This is a genomic window from Streptomyces sp. NPDC002742 (assembly GCF_042888885.1).
Taxonomy (GTDB): domain Bacteria; phylum Actinomycetota; class Actinomycetes; order Streptomycetales; family Streptomycetaceae; genus Streptomyces.
The window spans coordinates 120,213-136,382 of the sequence record NZ_JBIAQF010000023.1; the positions used below are offsets into that span (position 1 = coordinate 120,213).

Below are 16,170 nucleotides of genomic sequence, written 5' to 3' on the forward strand. Positions count from 1 at the left end.
TGTCCCGGCCCTCGCGCGTCCCGCGGCACCTCACGCGGACGGTGTCGTCTCCGGCTCGATCAGGCCCTCGCGGTAGGCGATGGCCACGGCCTCGGTGCGGCTCGCGGCGCCCAGTTTGGCGAGGATGTTCGAGACATGGACGCTCGCCGTCTTGCCGCTGATGAACAGCTCCTCGCCGATCTGGCGGTTGGTGCGCCCCCGGCCGAGCAGCCGCAGCACATCGCTCTCCCGGGCGGTCAGCGCGGCGATGCGGTCCCCGGCCGCCGGTGCGCCGGAGAGGCGGCCGCGCCTGACCAGGGCGTCCAGCGCCTCGCGCAGCGGCACCGCGCCCAGCCGTACGGCGGTGTCCCGGGCCGTGCGGGCCTGCTCGGCGGCCTCCTCACGGCGGTCGGCGGTGAGCAGCGCCTCCGCCAGCCGTCTGCGGCACCGGGCCAGCTCGTAGGGATCGCCGTAGCCGAACGCCGTGACCGCCCGGTCCCACGCGTCGACCTCCGGGCCGGTGGCGGCGCGCACGCCCTCGGCCTCGGCGCGGGCCAGCCAGGCCAGTCCCTCGGGCCCCTGCTCGGTGCCGTCCTCGCCGCGCGCGGCGGTGCTCCGGGCCAGCTCCACCAGGTCCCCGGCGGTCTCGGCCCAGCGCTTCGCTGCCGCCGGGTCACCGGACAGGCGGGACTCCTCCGCCGCGTCCGCGACCGCAGCCAGCGTGAGCGCGGCGAGCCGCACCACCACGTCGGGCCGCTCGGAAACCGAGGCGTCCGTGAGCGCCTCGACCGACGCGCTCATCCGGCGGACGGCTTCCTCGCCGTCACCGCGCAGTGCCGCGGCGTCGGTCAGCACCACGCTCGCGACGAGCGTCGCCATCCAGTCGAAGGGGCGGTCCAGCAGCGCGCGGGCCCCGGCGGTGGCGGCGTCCAGCTCGCCGCGCGCCAGGGCGACGTACAGCGCGGGTCCGGTCGCGAACCCGCCCGCGGACGGGAGGAGTTCGGCGTCCTCGGCGGCCGCTCGCACGCACTCGTCCCAGCGGCCCAGCGTGTACAGCAGCAGGGACTGCAGATAGCGCAGCTCCAGGGCGTACGGCGAGGAGAGGAGTCCGGCGCGGCGGGCGCGGTCGAGGCCGTCGCCGATCCAGGTCAGGCACTCGTCCAGGGCACCGGACTCGTAGCACCCGATGGCCAGGTTGAACAGGGCGCGCATCTCCACCGGGAGGTTCCCGGCGGTGCGGGCCAGCTCGCGGGCCCGGCGCAGCCGGTCCCGGCCCCGCGCGGTCCGCCGGTTGTGTGACTCCATGCCGACCAACGAGATCATCAAGTCGGCCTGGGCGTCGCCCAGTCGGAGTCGCTCGGCGATCTCCAGCGCCTGCCGGGCGACCCGCCCCGCGTCCTCTTCGCGCCCCACCTGCCGGGCGGCCATGACGTGGGTCGCCGCCGCCCACACCCAGGTGTGCGAGGGCGGCTCGGCCGGGATCAGCGCGAGGGCCTCGCTGCTGTACCTGAACGCGTCCTTCAGGCTGTCGATCCGCATCAGGTTGCCCGCGAGGGTGTAGCGCACCCGCGCGGCCAGTTCGGAGTCGGTGTCCGCGCCGGCCCGGGCCAGCGCGGAGCGGGTGAGCTGGACCGCGCGATGGGGTTCACCGGCGCGGGCGGCGGCGGCCGAGGCGCGCAGCGTGAGCGTGACCGTGCCGCCGCCTTCGGGGCGGGCGGTGGCGTCCACCGCGGGCCACAGTTCGAGCGCGGCCTCAAGATGGCGCAGTTCCTCGGCGGGCGCGCCGACGCGCTGGGCGTGGTCGGCGGCTTCGAGGGAGGCGGTGAGCGCGTCGGCCAGGTCGTGGCTCTCGCGTGAATGATGGGCGCGCTCAGCCGCGTTCTGCGCCGAACGGGCGTGCCCCGCGAGGAGTTCGGCGAACCGCCCGTGCAGCCGGACCCGTTCGCCGGGGAGCAGGTCCGCGTACACGGCCTCGCGGGTGAGGGCGTGCCGGAACGAGTACGTCGCGTCGTCCCCGGGCGCCAGCAACTGGTGGCCGACGGCCTCGCGCAGCGCCGACTCCAGCTCCTCCTGCGGCAGTTGTACGGCGTCACGCAGCAGGTCGTGCTCGACGCGCCGCCCCGCGACCGCCGCCGTGCGCAGCACCTGCTGGGCGGTGTCGGAGAGTTGCTCGACGCGGATGAGCAGGACGTCGGCCAGTCCGGTGGGCATGGCGGGGGAGGCGGGGTCGTCCTCACCGGGCAGCGCGGCGAGCAACTCCTCGGCGTAGAAGGCGTTTCCCTCGGCGCGCTCGACGATGCGGTGGACCGTGGTGTCGGAGACGGGGCCGCGGCCCAGCGCGCGCACGAGCCGGGCCACGTCGGCGTCGGCCATCGGCCGCAGCTCCAGCCGGTCCACGGCGGGCAGCCGGATCAGCTCGGCGAGCAACGGGCGCAGGGGGTGGCGGCGGTGCAGGTCGTCCGCCCGGTACGAGGCGAAGACCGCGAGGCGGCGGGCGGGGCCGCCCGGCGCGGGCCGCTGGAGGACGCCCCGGCTGAGCAGGAAGCGGAGCAGATCGCGGGAGGACTGGTCCGCCCAGTGGAGGTCTTCGAGGATCAGCAGGAGCGGGGCGACCTCGGCCAGGTCGGCGAGGAGACCCGCGATGCCCTCGAAGAGCTGGAGTCTGCCGCCGGGGTCCGGTGCCGTGCCGTTCTCCGGACCGGATCCGGTCAGCCGGTCCACCGCCGGGTGTGCCGCGAGGGCCGGGGCGAAGCGGTCGTCGGCCGCCGCCGCGCCGAGGATCTCCGTGAACGGGAGGTACGGCAGGCCCACGTCCCCGAGGTCCACGCAGTGGCCGGTCAGGACCGTGGTCCCGGCGGCGGACGCGCGCGCCGCGGCCTCCGCGAGGGTGCGGGTCTTGCCGACGCCGGCGTCCCCGGCCACCAGGACCGCGCGCGGGTCGCCGTCCCTCGCGCGCTCCAGCACGCCGGTGAGCCGGGCGAGTTCGTCCCCACGGCCGATGAACGGCGTGCCGAATGTCTGTGCCACAAGCCCATCCTGGCACGCCCCGCCGACATCCCCGGGGTCGGTCTCCCGGGGGCTCCGCTCCGGGTCCCGGCCCGGTCCCGGCCCGGTCCCGGCCACCGGGCAGGTCGGCGAGCCGCGGCGGGTCCTCGTGCGAGCGGGGCGGGGGCACCGGGCGTGGCCGGGGACTCCCCTGCGCATGCCGGAACCGGGCGGGCCGGAGTCGTCCGGTCCGCCCGGCGGACGGGTGTTCAGGTCGTCGCCCGAGCGGAGGGCGGGTGTCAGGTGGATGTCAGGCCGTTGCCCGCTCGGACGACGCTGCCTCAAGGGGCCCGTCGGGCCCGGACCCAAGGGTTTCGCCGGCCTTGTGGACCGGCACCTTGCGCAGGGTCGCCGTGGCCAGTGCCGCGGCGCCCAGCAGCAGGATCGCGCCCGCCACGGCCGCCGCCTGCATGCCGTTGGTGAACGCCTCCCGTGCGGCCCCCGCCAGGGCCCGGCCGGCGTCGCCCGGCAGCTGCCCGGCCACGGCCAGCGCGCCGCCCAGCGTCTCGTGGGCCGCGTCCGGGACGCCGGCCGGGATGTCGTGGCGGTAGACCGCGGTGCCGATGGATCCCAGGACGGCCATGCCGAGGGCGCCGCCGAACTCGGCCCCGGTCTCCAGCAGGGAGGAGGCCGAGCCCGCGTTGCCGACGGGGACGGTGCCGAGGGCCAGGTCCATCATCTGCGACATCACGATGACCATTCCGGAGGCGAGGACGCCCGCTCCGGCCAGCACGAGCCACAGGGAGTCGGTGCCGGCGAGGGCCAGCAGGCCGTAGCCGCAGGCGGCGATGACGAAGCCGCCGGAGACGACATGGGCGCGGTTCACGCCCTTCTGCACGAGCTGCGCGGAGACCGGCGCGGCCACACCGACCAGGACCGTGGGCAGCAGGGCCCACAGGGCGGCCTCCATGGAGCTCTTGCCGAGCACCGACTGGAGGTACTGGGTGGTGAAGTACGCGGAGCCCAGCATGCCGAAGGAGGCGATCAGATTGAGCACGACAGCGGGCGCGAAGCCGCGGCCGCGGAACAGCGCGGGGGAGATCAGCGGGGACTTCGCGGTGCGCTGGCGGTGGACGAACAGGGCGGCGAAGACCAGGCCGACGAGGACCGAGACGACGTACTCGGTCCTCCAGCCCTCGGAGGGGATCTCCTTGACGCCGTAGATCACCGGCAGGACGGCGGCCATCGACAGCGGCACGCTGAGCAGGTCGAAGCGGCCGGGCTCCGGGTTCTTCGACTCGGGCAGCAGGAACGGGCCGAGGATCAGCAGCAGCGCCATCGCGGGCAGGTTGACCAGGAAGACCGAGCCCCACCAGAAGTACTGGACGAGGACACCGCTCATCACCGAACCGAGGGCGATGCCGCCGGTCATGACGCCGGACCACAGGCCGATCGCCTTGGCGCGCTGTCCGGGGTCCGTGAACATCGTGCGGATGATCGCCATCGTCGACGGCATCAGGGTCGCGCCGCCCACGCCGAGGACCGCGCGGGCCGCGATCAGCATCTCGGCGCTGTTCGCGTAGGCGGCCAGCACCGAGGCGGTGCCGAACGCGGCGGCGCCGAACAGGAGCAGCTTGCGGCGTCCGATGCGGTCACCGAGGGAGCCCATCGTCATCAGCAGCCCGGCGAGCACGAACGCGTAGATGTCGAAGATCCACAGCTGCTGGGTGCCGCTCGGCTCCAGGTCCGCGCTGATCGAGGGGATCGCGAAGTAGAGGACCGAGACGTCCATCGAGACCAGGAGCAGCGGAAGCATCAGGACGCCGAGGGCGGTCCATTCGCGGCGGCCGGCCAGGGCGCCGGGGGCGCCGGAGGCGGTGGTCGTGCTCATCGGGTTCGTCATGACAGGGACTGTACGGACGTCTTAAACGCTTGTCTAGTACGAGCGTGTAAGACACTCGTACTTGACGTGCGTATAGGACGGTTGTCTGAATCGCGGTAGGCTGGCCGGCATGGGACACCGTGAGGATCTGCTCGAAGGCGCGAAGCGCTGCCTGCTGGAGAAGGGCTTCGTGCGCACCACGGCGCGCGACATCGTCAAGGAGTCGGGGACGAATCTGGCGTCCATCGGCTACCACTACGGGTCGAAGGACGCGCTGCTGACCCGGGCTTTCGTGGAGCTTGTCCAGGAATGGGGCGAGAAGTTCGACTCGCCCGTGGCCCGCGACGCCGAGCCAGGGGGCTCCCTGGATCGGTTCCACAGCGTCTGGGCCCGGATGCTGGAGTCCTTCGAGGACTACCGGCCGGTCTGGGCGGCCAGCATGGAGATCGTGACGCAGGGGGAGCGCGTACCGGAGCTGAGGGATCTGATGGCCAAGGCGCAGATCGAAGGGCGCTCCGGACTCGTCGCGATGTTCACCGGGCAGGACGAGGAGACGCTCGACGAGCGGACCGTGAAGGCGCTCGGCGGCTTCTATCAGGCACTGCTCAACGGCCTGATGGTCCAGTGGCTCTTCGACCCGGCGAGCGCGTCCACGGCGGACGACCTCACGGAGGGTCTGCGACGGGTGATCGCAGGAGTCCGCGAGGCCAAGTGAACCTCCCTGGGACCAGGGGCTGCTGACGGCTCCTAGAGCCGCGCCCCCTTCAGTGCCATGTGCAGCAGCAGCCGGTCCTCGCCGTCGTCGAGGTCGAGGCCGGTGAGCTGTTCCACCCGGGACAGGCGGTAGTAGAGCGTCTGGCGGTGGATGCCCAACTCGGCCGCCGTGCGCCCGGCCTGGCCGGCCCGGTCCAGGAACACCTCGGCGGTGCGCGCGAGTTCCCGGTGCGCGGGGGCCAGCAGTGCCCGTACGACGGGATCGTGGGCCGCCTCCGGAGGGAGCGCGGTGAGGAGTCGGAAGGGGCCGATGCCCCCCCACTCGGCGACCGGGCCGAGCCGGGGTTCGGCCAGCACGGCACGCGCGGCGGCGGCCGCCTCCTGCCAGGCGGCCCCCAGTTCTCCGAGCCCCACCCGGGCCCCGGCGATCCCGGCGGCGGCCGTCCCGCCGGGGGAAGCGGCTTTCGAGGTCTCGCGGGGGGATGCCGCCCCCGGGGTGCCGCGAGGGGGAGTGGCGGGCGTCGTCCCCTCGGCGGAGGTTCCGAAGGCGCCGCCCGCAGGCGTGGCCGCCGAAGTTCCGTCCCTCGCGGCGGCTCCCGCCGCACCGCCCGGACGCCCGGACCCGGTGGGGCCGCCGTCGCCGCGCCCGCCCTCCGCCTCCCGCACGAACCGGTTGGCAGCGGTCAGCGCCGGGGTCAGGACCTCCGGCGACCGCAGCCGTACCAGCAGGGCCAGGCTCTGGCCGTCGGCGCCCCACGGGATGGTGCACAGCGCCGTCGCGCCCGGCACCGTGCGGGCGGAAGGGGCGTCCTCCGGGCCGGCCGAGGGCCACGGCGCGACGCACACCACCGTGTGCAGGCCGTCGCCGCGCGGACCGAGCGCCGTACGCAGCTCGGCCACCGCCATGTCGCGCTGCCAGCCGCGCTCGGCGGTCAGGACGGCACGCAACTCGCGGGTGAGATCCGCACCGGCCTGGGCCTCGTCCGCGAGCAGCGCGCCGATGCGGGAGGCCACCTGCATGGCGCCGGCCAGCTGGGCGTCGGTGGGGCCCGGGTCGTCGTCGAGCAGCCAGACATAGCCGAGGACGACGCCCCGGTGCCGCACCGGGAGGCAGATCCGGCCCCGGTAGACGCCCGCCTCCGGGGTCGGCGGGATGCGCACGGGCCCGGTCGCGCGGGTGATGCCGAAGCCCTCGAACCAGGTGCGGACCGTCGTGGTGGACCTGCGGGTGAGGATCGAGCGGGTGCGCACCGGGTCGAGGGCGGAGGGATCGAGATCGCCCTCGCTGTCGTACGCCCCGAAGGCGATCAGCTCGAAATCGCGGTTCTCCAGCGTCGCGGGGACGCCGAGGAGCGCCGAGATCTCGTCGACCAGCTCCTGGTAGTCGCCTCTGTATTCACCGCTCACCCGGGCATTCTCGCGCATTTCCGAGGACCCTTCATACAAATGTCTGAGATCCGGGGCAGGGATGCGTGACAGCTGTCGATGGCCCACGATCGGAGAGATCCCTAGGTTTCACGGTGGTTCTCCGTGCCGTACCCGAATCGTCGGGATCCGGCCTCCTGCTGACTTCGTTGTGGAGGTGCCCCGTGCTGGGTCCCGTGATTCTCGCCGCCTCGCGCAGCGACAAGATGCGCCGCCTGATCTCGGCCGCCCCGGTGACCAAGCCGGTCGTCGACCGCTTCATCCCCGGTGAGACCGTCGACCAGGTCGTCCCGATCATCGAGGACCTCACGGGCAAGGGCCTGGAAGTCACGATGGACGTCGTCGGCGAGGACATCACGACCCCCGAACAGTCGTACGCCGCCCGTGACGCCTACCTGGAGCTGATCGGCCGCCTGAAGGAGCTCGGCCTCGGCACCAAGGCCGAGATGTCGGTCAAGCTGTCGATGTTCGGGCAGGCGCTGGAGGGCGGCCACGAGCTGGCCCTCGCCAACGTCCGCCCGGTCGTCGAGGCCGCCGCCGCCATCGGCACCACCGTCACGCTGGACGCCGAGGACCACACCACCCTCGACTCGATGTTCGCGATCCACGAGGAGCTGCGGAAGGACTTCCCGCAGACCGGCTGTGTGATCCAGGCCTACCTGTTCCGCACCGAGGCCGACGCCCGGCGCCTCGCCGGGAGCGGCAGCCGCGTCCGTCTGGTGAAGGGCGCCTACAAGGAGCCCGCCGAGGTCGCGTACCAGCAGAAGGCCGAGACCGACAAGGCGTACGTCCGCATCCTGAAGATCCTGATGGAGGGCGAGGGGTACCCGATGATCGGTTCCCACGACCCGCGCCTCATCTCGATCGCCCAGGAGCTCGCTCGGACCGCCGGGCGCAAACTGGACGAGTACGAGTTCCAGATGCTCTACGGCATCCGCAGCGACGAGCACGTGCGGCTCGCCGCCGAGGGCCACCGGATGCGCGTCTACACCGCGTACGGCACCGACTGGTACGGCTACTTCATGCGCCGCCTGGCGGAGAAGCCGGCCAACCTGCTCTTCTTCGCTCGTTCCATCCTGACCAAGGGCTGAGACCGAACCACCCGCTCGACTCAAGGAGTTACGGAAAAAATGGACGCTGTGACCCAGGTCCCCACCCCCGTCAACGAGCCGGTGCACGGCTACGCCCCCGGCTCGCCCGAGCGCGTCCGCCTGGAGGCCAGGCTCAAGGAGCTGGCCGAGAACCCGATCGACCTGCCGATGACGATCGGCGGCGAGCGGCGCATGGGCGGCGGCGACCGTTTCGACGTCGTGCAGCCGCACAACCACAAGGCGCGCATCGGCACCTACGCCAACGCCACCCAGCAGGACGCCCAGGACGCCGTCGACGCGGCCCTCGCCGCCGCTCCGGCCTGGCGCGCGATGGCCTTCGACGACCGCGCCGCGATCATCCTGCGCGCCGCCGAGCTGCTCGCCGGTCCCTGGCGCGAGACGCTGGCCGCCTCCACCATGCTCGGCCAGTCGAAGACCGCCCAGCAGGCCGAGATCGACACCCCCTGCGAGCTCGTCGACTTCTGGCGCTTCAACGTCCACTACGCCCGCCAGATCCTCGCCGAGCAGCCGCCGGCGAACTCCCCGGGCGTGTGGAACCGCATGGACCACCGTCCGCTGGAGGGCTTCGTCTACGCGATCACGCCCTTCAACTTCACGGCGATCGCCGGCAACCTGCCCACCGCTCCGGCGCTCATGGGCAACGTCGTCGTGTGGAAGCCGTCCCCGACGCAGACCCACGCCGCCGTGCTGCTGATGCGGCTCCTGGAGGAAGCGGGCCTGCCCAAGGGCGTCATCAACCTCGTCACCGGTGACGGCATCGAGGTCTCCAAGGTCGCCCTGGAGCACCGCGACCTCGCCGGCATCCACTTCACCGGCTCGACCAAGACCTTCCAGTACCTGTGGAAGACGGTCGGCAACAACATCGAGAAGTACCGCTCCTACCCGCGTCTGGTCGGCGAGACCGGCGGCAAGGACTTCGTGGTCGCCCATCCGTCGGCCGACCGCGCGATCCTCAAGACCGCCCTGACCCGCGGTTCCTTCGAGTACCAGGGCCAGAAGTGCTCGGCGAGCTCCCGCGCCTACGTCCCGGCCTCCATCTGGAACTCCGGTTTCAAGGACGAGTTCGCGGCCGAGGTCGACGGGCTGACCATGGGTGACGTCACCGACCTGTCGAACTTCATCGGCGCGGTCATCGACGAGCGCTCGTTCGCCAAGAACAAGGCGGCCATCGACCGCGCGAAGGCCGACCCGACCTGCACGATCGTCGCGGGCGGCACGTACGACGACTCCGTCGGCTACTTCGTGCGCCCGACCGTCGTCGAGTGCTCGGACCCGGAGAACGAGGTCTTCACGACCGAGTACTTCGGCCCCTTCCTCGCCGTCCACGTCTACGAGGACGACAAGTACGACGAGATGCTGACCCAGATGGAGTCGGCGTCCGACTACGCGCTCACCGGCGCGGTCATCTCCGGCGACCGCGCGGCGGCCGCGTACACGATGGACAAGCTCCGCTACGCGGCGGGCAACTTCTACATCAACGACAAGTCGACCGGCGCCGTCGTCGGCCAGCAGCCCTTCGGCGGCGGCCGTGCCTCCGGCACCAACGACAAGGCCGGCGCCCCGCAGAACCTGATGCGCTGGACGCTGACCCGCGCCATCAAGGAGACGCTGGTCCCGCCGACCGACTACGGCTACCCGCACATGGGCTGACAGCCGCACGAGGCCGCCGGCCCCCCCGGGCCGGCTGCCCGTCACCCACTCCGCCCCCGCCTCACGGTCTCCCCCCGTCCGTGGAGCGGGGGCGGTTCCAGTTCCGCGGTGCGTCAGGGCCGTACCGCGCGCCGCCGCCTCACACGTGCCGGCCGAGGAAGTCCCCGATCAGCGCCGCGGCCTGCTCCGCGTGCGTCTCCAGGGCGAAGTGCCCCGTGGGGAGCAGATGGATCTCGGCGTCCGGGAGGTCGCGGCGGAAGGCGAGGGCGCCCTCCGGGACGAAGATCTCGTCGTGACCGCCCCAGACCGCCAGCAGTGGGACCTGGCTGGTGCGGAAGTACTCCTGGAAGGCCGGGTAGAGCGCGAAGTTGGAGCCGTAGTCGGAGATCAGGTCGAGCTGGATCTCCGGCTGGCCGGGGCGGGCCATCAGGGCCGCGTCGTGCTCGTAGGCGTCGGGGCTGACCAGCGTCGGGTCCGGTACGCCGGTCAGGTACTGCCACCGGATCCCGTCCGGGCCGCTGATCGCCCGGACCGGCGCCTCCGTCTCGGGCGTGCGCTCCGCGATCAGCGCCAGCACCGGCGCCCAGGCCTCGGCGCCCAGCCCCTCCTCGTAGGCGTTGCCGTTCTGCGTGATGATCGCGGTCACCCGCTCGGGGTGCGCGAGCGCCAGGCGCAGGCCGATCGGGGCGCCGTAGTCCTGGATGTAGAGCGCGTACTCCTTGAGGCCGAGCCGCTCGGTGAACTCCCCGGTGATCTCGGCCAGGCGGTCGAAGGAGTACGGGAAGTCGGCGGCCGCCGGGGCGTCCGAGCGGCCGAAGCCGAGGTGGTCGGGGGCGATGAGGTGGTAGCGGTCGGCGAGCAGCGGCAGCAGGTCCCGGAACATGTGCGAGCTGGTCGGGAAGCCGTGCAGCAGGAGCAGGACGGGAGCGTCCGCGGGGCCCGCCTCGCGGTAGGCGATGCGGTGTCCGCCGACGGTGGTGGTGCGGTGGTGGACCGGGTGGCTGCGCATGATCGGATCCCCTAACCCCTGAAGACATCTTTGGTGGTGAGGACAGTTCACCGTGCTCTTCCCTAACCTGTCAAGACACTTTTGGCGGTTAGATGGTGTCGTTGGGTGGCTGTCGCCTTCGGGTACGTGCTGTGAGGGGGGTGGGATTCCTGTCTCCCGTGTGAATACTTGCCGGATGGCCACCCGACTGCGGACCGCCCACACGGCGGACCTCGAACCCGCCGAACTCCGCGCTGCCCGAAGCCTGTTGGAGGATGCCTTCGACGGGGACTTCAGGGACGAAGACTGGGATCACGGACTCGGCGGCATGCATGTCCTGGTCCATGACGGCCGGGGCCTCGCGGCGCACGGCTCGGTGGTCCAGCGGCGGGTTCTGCACCGCGGCCGCTCGCTGCGGGTCGGATACGTGGAGGCGGTCGGCGTACGCGCGGACGTGCGTCGTACGGGACTCGGCGGACGGGTGATGGCCGAGCTGGAACGGATCGTCGAGGGCGCCTACGGGCTCGGCGCGCTCTCCGCGAGCGAGGAGGGGGCCGCCCTGTACGCGGCCCGGGGCTGGCAGCTCTGGCCGGGTCGTGTCTGTGTCCTGGCGCCGGACGGTGCCGTCCGGCGCCTGCCCGACGAGGAGGGGACCACCTTCGTCCGTCCCGGCGCGGCCGTGGGCCCCCTCGACCCGGCCTACGGGCTGGTCTTCGACTGGCGTGACGGCGACGTGCTCTGACCGGAGCGGGTGCCGGCCGAGTACCGGCCGAGTACCGGTCGGTCGGGCTTGTGCCGGTCAGCCGGCCGCGGTCGGTCGGCCCTGTACCGGTCAGCCGGTCGCGGGGCCCGCGTCCACGGCGGGGCCGGTCCCCCCGGCCACGCGGGTGAGTGCCCCGCGGAGCCACCGGTGCGCGGGATCGGTGTCCAGCCGCACGTGCCACGCCTGCGCCGACGCCACCTCCGGCAGGTCCAGCGGGATCTCCAGGATCGCGAGTGGCAGCACCCGGGACGCCTCGGTGGCGACCTCCGAGGGGACCAGGGCCAGCGCGTCGGTGCGCAGGGCGAAGAAGCAGGCCGCGCCATAGGTGGGGGCGGTGGCCAGGACGTCGCGGCTCAGGCCGAGTTCGGCGAGACGTTCGTCCACCACGCTGTGCGTGCGGCCGCGCCGGGTGACCGTGATGTGGGGCAGTGCGGCGAAGCGGGCGGGGGTCAACGGGCCTTGCGCGAAGGGGGCGTCGGCGCGTGCGACGGCCACATACCGGTGAATCCGCAGGACCGCGCTGCGCACGTCGTGCGGCAGTTCCTCCGGCAACTCGCCGACGTCCAGGTCGACATGGGTGCGCAGGTCCGCCGGGTCCTCGTCGCCCTCCGGCAGCAGCCGCAGTCGCACGCCGGGTGCCTCCCGCGCCGTCAGCTCCAGCAGCGGGGCGCCCAGGGACATCGCGACCCCGTCGTTCGTGCGGATCCTGAACTCCCTCCGCAGGGTCGCGAGGTCGATGTCGCGGGGCGGGTGGAGGGCGGCCACGGCGGCCGCGAGCGCCGCCTGCACGCCGGGCTGCATCTCCCGCGCGCGGGGCGTGAGGGTCAGGCCCCGGCCCGAGGGGACGAGGAGCGGGTCACCGACGACCCGGCGCAGCCGGCCCAGGGTGCGGCTCATCGCCGAGGGGGACACGTTCAGTTCGGCCGCCGCCCCCGCGACGCCGCCCGCGCGCAGAAGGGCGTCGAGAGCGGGGAGCAGGTTCATGTCCGGGAGGGGGGCCGCCCCGTCCCGCGACCGCGAATGCTGCATGGGACGCAATGCTACGTGAAGTAATCGGACCTTGTGTGCAGCAATGATCCGCCCCGAACCTGGACCCATGATGGATTCGCGTCAGCGCGGCACCGCGCTCCTGGTCGCGGGCTGCTTCTTCATGGAGATGCTGGACGGCACGATCGTGTCGACCGCCGCCCCGCAGATAGCCGCCGACCTGCACACCACACCCGCATCGGTCGGCCTGGTCGTCACGGCCTACCTCGTCACCCTCGCCGTCCTCGTCCCCCTCTCCGGCTGGCTCACCGCCCGCTTCGGTCCGCGCCGCGTCCTCCTCGCCGCGATCACGGTCTTCACCCTCGCCTCGGTGGCCTGCGCCCTGGCGCCCGGCCTCGGCGTCCTCGTCGTGACCCGGGTCCTCCAGGGCGCGGGCGGCGCGATGATGGTGCCGGTCGGCCGGCTCGTCGTGGTCGCCGGGATCGCCAAGCGGGACCTTCCGCGCGCGGTCGCTTACATCGTGTGGCCGGGCCTGGCCGCCCCGGTCGTCGCGCCGCTGCTCGGCGGAGTGATCACCACGTACGCCTCCTGGCACTGGATCTTCCTGCTGAACGTGCCGCTCGGGGTGCTCGCCCTGTTCGTCGCCCGTCGGCTCATCGCGCCGGGCACGCCGGGCGGGGCGCCGCCGCTCGACGTGCCCGGCATGCTGCTCACCTGCGTCGGTCTCGCGGCGCTGACCTGGACGGCGCATCTGGTGTCCGGGGACCGGAGCGGCTGGGCGGAGACGGCTGTGACCGGTGCCGTCGCGGTCGTGGCCCTGGCGGCGGCCGTACGGCATCTGCTGCGTGCCGCGCATCCGCTCGTCAACCTGCGCACCCTGGACGTCCCGTCCTTCCGGGCCGCGGCGCTCGACGGCTCCCTCTACATGGCGGTCGTCTCCGCCCTCCCCTTCCTGCTGCCCCTGCTGTTCCAGGAGGTCTTCGAGTGGAGTGCCGTGAAGTCGGGCGCCGTGGTGCTGTTCGTCTTCGTGGGCAACATCGGCATCAAGCCGGCGACGACGTATCTGATCAACAGGTTCGGATTCCGTCCGCTGCTGGTCGTCTCCACCCTGGGGCTCGCGGTCACCACCGCGGGCTGCGCGCTGTTCACGGCGACGACGCCGGTCGCGGTGATCGGGATCGTCGTGGCCGTCGGCGGTGTCGCCCGTTCGGTCGGACTCAGCGGCTACGCGACGATCGCGTTCAGCGAGACGCGTGAGGAACGGCTGCGCGACGCGAACGCGCTCTTCGCGACCTCGCACCAACTGGCCGCGGGGCTCGGGATCGCGATCGCCACGGTCGCGCTGCGCGGGGGTGCGGCACTGACGGACGGAGTGCGACCGGCGTACGCCGTCGCGTTCGTCGTGCTGGGTGCGCTGTGCCTGCTGCCGACGGTGGGAGCCCTGCGGCTGCACCCCGCGGCGGGTGACGCCGTGCGGACCGTTGTCCCAGGTCGAAGCGGTGTGACGCAATCCGCCGTCTCAGATAGTAGGAAGTCCGAGTAATTGTGGAGACAGATGCCCGGTCCTCGCCTAGCTTTGTAGGAGCCGAACGTGTCGCTCGACCAAGCGAATGGCGGTCGTGAGCCGGAGCCCCTGGCAGGCAACCCCTGCGGCACCGCTCCCCGCCCCTTCCGGCGTCTCGTAAATCCCTCACCGCACTTCCGGCCGCCCGCGTGGCCCGCCGGAGGCAAGGAGTCGATTCATCATGGCCGAGACGACCGTCCGCCGAGTCCGTCACCTCTCTCGCACGAGCAGCGAGTCCGACCGCAAGAACGCCGCCGCCGCGCTCCAGCGCGCCCTCGACCGCAGGGACAACGGCGGAGCGACGGGCCACTGAGGCCCGCCGCCCTCTCGACCGGGAGCCGCGCCCGCAGGGGTGCGGCGCTGGGCCATGCCCCGCGCCGCACCTCGGACCCGGCTCCGGGCCGCACCTTGAACTCAGGTTCCGCGCCGCACCTCGAAGTGGTCGATGCGCTCGCCGCTCTGGGCCAGTGCCGACACCTTGAGCCGGGGTGAGGAACCGGCCTCCGCCTCGACCGAGAGGAAGGAGAAGCCGGTGTACCGCACCCGCGACCACTCCACCGTGTCCGCCTTCTGCTGCTTCGACTTCGTCCAGTGGAAGGTCTCCACGGACTCACGGCGCGTGACCTTGCCCTCGTAGCTGTCCTTCACCCCGATGGGGAAGCGGTAGAGGCTCTTGCCGGCCCCGCCCGCCGTGACGTAGACGATCCCGTCCCGGGTCGGATCCGTCGAGGCACCCACCGGCACCTGCTTGCCCACCTTGCCGCCCTTGACGGCGTCGGTGCGCTCGTACACGTGGTTGTGTCCGTTGATCACCAGATCCACCTGGTGCTTGGCGAACAGCGGCACCCAGGCGTCGCGCACCCCGCCGTCCGAGGCGTGCGTCGACGTCGAGTAGGCGCAGTGGTGGAAGAAGACGACGACGAAATCGGCCTGACGGCGCAGCTCCCCGAGCCGCTTGTCGAGCCAGGCCGTCTGCCTGCCCTCCGAGTAGCCCTTGTTGGCCGGGATCTCGTACGACACGTCGTTGGCGTCCAGCGCGACGATGCCGACGTTGCCGTAGACGAACGAGTAGGCGCCCGGTGCGTTGCGGGGGTCGAAGCCGTTGCCGGGCAGCGTCCAGCGCGCCGACTGGCCGCCGTAGCCGTTCGGCGAGTACCAGGCCTCCATGTCGTGGTTGCCGGTCGTCACCATCCACGGCACCGTCTTCGCCACCGTCTCGGTCTGCCTGAGGAACAGGTCCCAGGCGGCCGGGTCGTAGACGTCCGACTCCTGGCCGAGCCCGATCCCGTCCGCGTAGCAGATGTCGCCCGCGTGCAGATGGAAGGCCGGCCCGCGGCCGAGGAGCACCTTGTCGTTGGCGAGCGCGTCGGGGGTGACGCCCTGGTCCCCGAAGGCGGTGAACACGAACTTCCCCGGGTGCGCCGGCGCCGTGCGGAAGTGGCCGATCGTGGCGTGCCGCTCCTTGCTCGCCGGGTCGAAGCCCTCGTGGCCGACCCCGTAGTAGTACGCCGTCCCCGGGCGCAGCCCGTCGAGCGCCGCGTGCAGGTAGTACTGGTCCAGGGCCGCCCGCTGCCCGGTGAGGCCCGGTGTGTGCAGATGGCGGACCTCGGCCTCGATCCTGTGGCTCAGGGCCCAGGGTGTCGGGCCCACCCGGATGTAGGGCTTCCTGACCGCGAACGGCACCTGCCAGGAGATCCGCATCTGGGTCTTCGGGTCCGCGCCGAAGGCGAGGTGGCGGCCGAACGGTGTGACGGCGGCGCCGGGGATCCGGCTGGTGGCCGGGTTCGGCGAGGAGCCGGACGTCACCCGCGCGGGGGCCTCGGCGCCCTGGGCGCAGCCGGCCAGCAGACCGCCGCCCGCGAAGGCGCTCGCCGCGACGAGTGCCCGACGCCGTGTGAGCCGTGTCCGCAGGTACTCGTACTGCTCCGGCATGCTCAGTTCGCGTGCGAGCTCGTGGGGGATGCCGACATCGGGGACGGGCAGCTCGGGGGAAGTCCCCGTGGAGGGAGCGGTCATGTCTGGAAAGTTCCCATCGCGCGCCAACGGCGTTCATGCGTACGGGTGAACACCAGTCGAAGGGTAGACGTGTTCCGACATCAGCTTGTCCGTATGGCGGACATT

At 72.4% G+C, this 16,170-nt stretch carries 12 protein-coding genes; 6 read left to right on the forward strand and 6 right to left on the reverse strand.

Annotation, left to right across the window (positions count from 1 at the left end):
• Positions 1-30: 30 nt before the first annotated feature.
• Both ACFYW8_RS33150 and ACFYW8_RS33155 read right to left on the reverse strand, forming a co-directional pair.
• Positions 31-3,006: an AAA family ATPase gene (locus ACFYW8_RS33150; RefSeq protein ID WP_389086116.1), complete on the reverse strand. Its 2,976-nt coding sequence runs from the start codon at positions 3,004-3,006 to the stop codon at positions 31-33.
• A gap of 268 nt (positions 3,007-3,274) precedes the next feature.
• Positions 3,275-4,867, reverse strand: coding sequence for an MFS transporter (locus ACFYW8_RS33155; protein WP_389086121.1), 1,593 nt, complete (start codon positions 4,865-4,867; stop codon positions 3,275-3,277).
• Between the two features lie 109 nt (positions 4,868-4,976).
• On the opposite strand from ACFYW8_RS33155, the gene ACFYW8_RS33160 reads away from it, so the two are divergent.
• Entirely contained in the window at positions 4,977-5,561 is a 585-nt protein-coding gene (locus ACFYW8_RS33160; protein WP_389086125.1) for a TetR/AcrR family transcriptional regulator, read from the forward strand.
• A gap of 32 nt (positions 5,562-5,593) precedes the next feature.
• Here the strand turns inward: ACFYW8_RS33160 and ACFYW8_RS33165 are convergent, their stop codons facing one another.
• On the reverse strand, positions 5,594-6,985 hold the full coding sequence (locus ACFYW8_RS33165) for a PucR family transcriptional regulator (RefSeq protein ID WP_389086130.1): 1,392 nt from the start codon (positions 6,983-6,985) through the stop codon (positions 5,594-5,596).
• A gap of 164 nt (positions 6,986-7,149) precedes the next feature.
• Here ACFYW8_RS33165 and ACFYW8_RS33170 point away from each other — a divergent pair, with 164 nt between their 5' ends.
• Both ACFYW8_RS33170 and pruA read left to right on the forward strand, forming a co-directional pair.
• The gene (locus ACFYW8_RS33170) at positions 7,150-8,076 is read left to right on the forward strand and encodes a proline dehydrogenase family protein (RefSeq protein ID WP_389086135.1); all 927 of its coding nucleotides are present in this window, start codon (positions 7,150-7,152) and stop codon (positions 8,074-8,076) included.
• A 39-nt stretch (positions 8,077-8,115) separates the two neighbouring features.
• Positions 8,116-9,747, forward strand: coding sequence for an L-glutamate gamma-semialdehyde dehydrogenase (gene pruA, locus ACFYW8_RS33175; RefSeq protein ID WP_389086139.1), 1,632 nt, complete (start codon positions 8,116-8,118; stop codon positions 9,745-9,747).
• Positions 9,748-9,886: 139 nt separating this feature from the next.
• On the opposite strand, the gene ACFYW8_RS33180 is transcribed toward pruA, so the two are convergent.
• A complete protein-coding gene (locus ACFYW8_RS33180) occupies positions 9,887-10,756 on the reverse strand; it encodes an alpha/beta fold hydrolase (RefSeq protein ID WP_389086143.1) in 870 nt (289 codons plus the stop codon).
• A 175-nt stretch (positions 10,757-10,931) separates the two neighbouring features.
• Between ACFYW8_RS33180 and ACFYW8_RS33185 the strand changes: the two genes are divergently transcribed.
• Entirely contained in the window at positions 10,932-11,477 is a 546-nt protein-coding gene (locus ACFYW8_RS33185) for a GNAT family N-acetyltransferase (protein ID WP_365876375.1), read from the forward strand.
• A gap of 90 nt (positions 11,478-11,567) precedes the next feature.
• Here the strand turns inward: ACFYW8_RS33185 and ACFYW8_RS33190 are convergent, their stop codons facing one another.
• Complete coding sequence (locus ACFYW8_RS33190; RefSeq protein WP_389086151.1) at positions 11,568-12,527, reverse strand: LysR family transcriptional regulator; 960 nt, start codon at positions 12,525-12,527, stop codon at positions 11,568-11,570.
• Between the two features lie 67 nt (positions 12,528-12,594).
• Here ACFYW8_RS33190 and ACFYW8_RS33195 point away from each other — a divergent pair, with 67 nt between their 5' ends.
• Both ACFYW8_RS33195 and ACFYW8_RS33200 read left to right on the forward strand, forming a co-directional pair.
• Entirely contained in the window at positions 12,595-14,028 is a 1,434-nt protein-coding gene (locus ACFYW8_RS33195; protein ID WP_389086156.1) for an MFS transporter, read from the forward strand.
• Between the two features lie 202 nt (positions 14,029-14,230).
• A complete protein-coding gene (locus ACFYW8_RS33200; RefSeq protein ID WP_103550476.1) occupies positions 14,231-14,362 on the forward strand; it encodes a hypothetical protein in 132 nt (43 codons plus the stop codon).
• 101 nt (positions 14,363-14,463) lie between these two features.
• On the opposite strand, the gene ACFYW8_RS33205 is transcribed toward ACFYW8_RS33200, so the two are convergent.
• Positions 14,464-16,065 carry a purple acid phosphatase family protein gene (locus tag ACFYW8_RS33205; protein ID WP_389086164.1) on the reverse strand — a complete coding sequence of 534 codons (1,602 nt, stop codon included), beginning with the start codon at positions 16,063-16,065 and terminating at the stop codon, positions 14,464-14,466.
• Between the last annotated feature and the right edge of the window lie 105 nt (positions 16,066-16,170).

Bases quoted from the DNA above. Each gene is read 5' to 3' on its own strand.
- ACFYW8_RS33155 (WP_389086121.1), bottom strand. From the start codon at position 4,867: ATGACGAACCCGATGAGCACGACCACCGCCTCCGGCGCCCCCGGCGCC.
- ACFYW8_RS33160 (WP_389086125.1), top strand. From the start codon at position 4,977: ATGGGACACCGTGAGGATCTGCTCGAAGGCGCGAAGCGCTGCCTGCTG.
- ACFYW8_RS33165 (WP_389086130.1), bottom strand. From the start codon at position 6,985: ATGCGCGAGAATGCCCGGGTGAGCGGTGAATACAGAGGCGACTACCAG.
- pruA (WP_389086139.1), top strand. From the start codon at position 8,116: ATGGACGCTGTGACCCAGGTCCCCACCCCCGTCAACGAGCCGGTGCAC.
- ACFYW8_RS33180 (WP_389086143.1), bottom strand. From the start codon at position 10,756: ATGCGCAGCCACCCGGTCCACCACCGCACCACCACCGTCGGCGGACAC.
- ACFYW8_RS33185 (WP_365876375.1), top strand. From the start codon at position 10,932: ATGGCCACCCGACTGCGGACCGCCCACACGGCGGACCTCGAACCCGCC.
- ACFYW8_RS33190 (WP_389086151.1), bottom strand. From the start codon at position 12,527: ATGCAGCATTCGCGGTCGCGGGACGGGGCGGCCCCCCTCCCGGACATG.
- ACFYW8_RS33195 (WP_389086156.1), top strand. From the start codon at position 12,595: ATGATGGATTCGCGTCAGCGCGGCACCGCGCTCCTGGTCGCGGGCTGC.
- ACFYW8_RS33200 (WP_103550476.1), top strand. From the start codon at position 14,231: ATGGCCGAGACGACCGTCCGCCGAGTCCGTCACCTCTCTCGCACGAGC.
- ACFYW8_RS33205 (WP_389086164.1), bottom strand. From the start codon at position 16,065: ATGACCGCTCCCTCCACGGGGACTTCCCCCGAGCTGCCCGTCCCCGAT.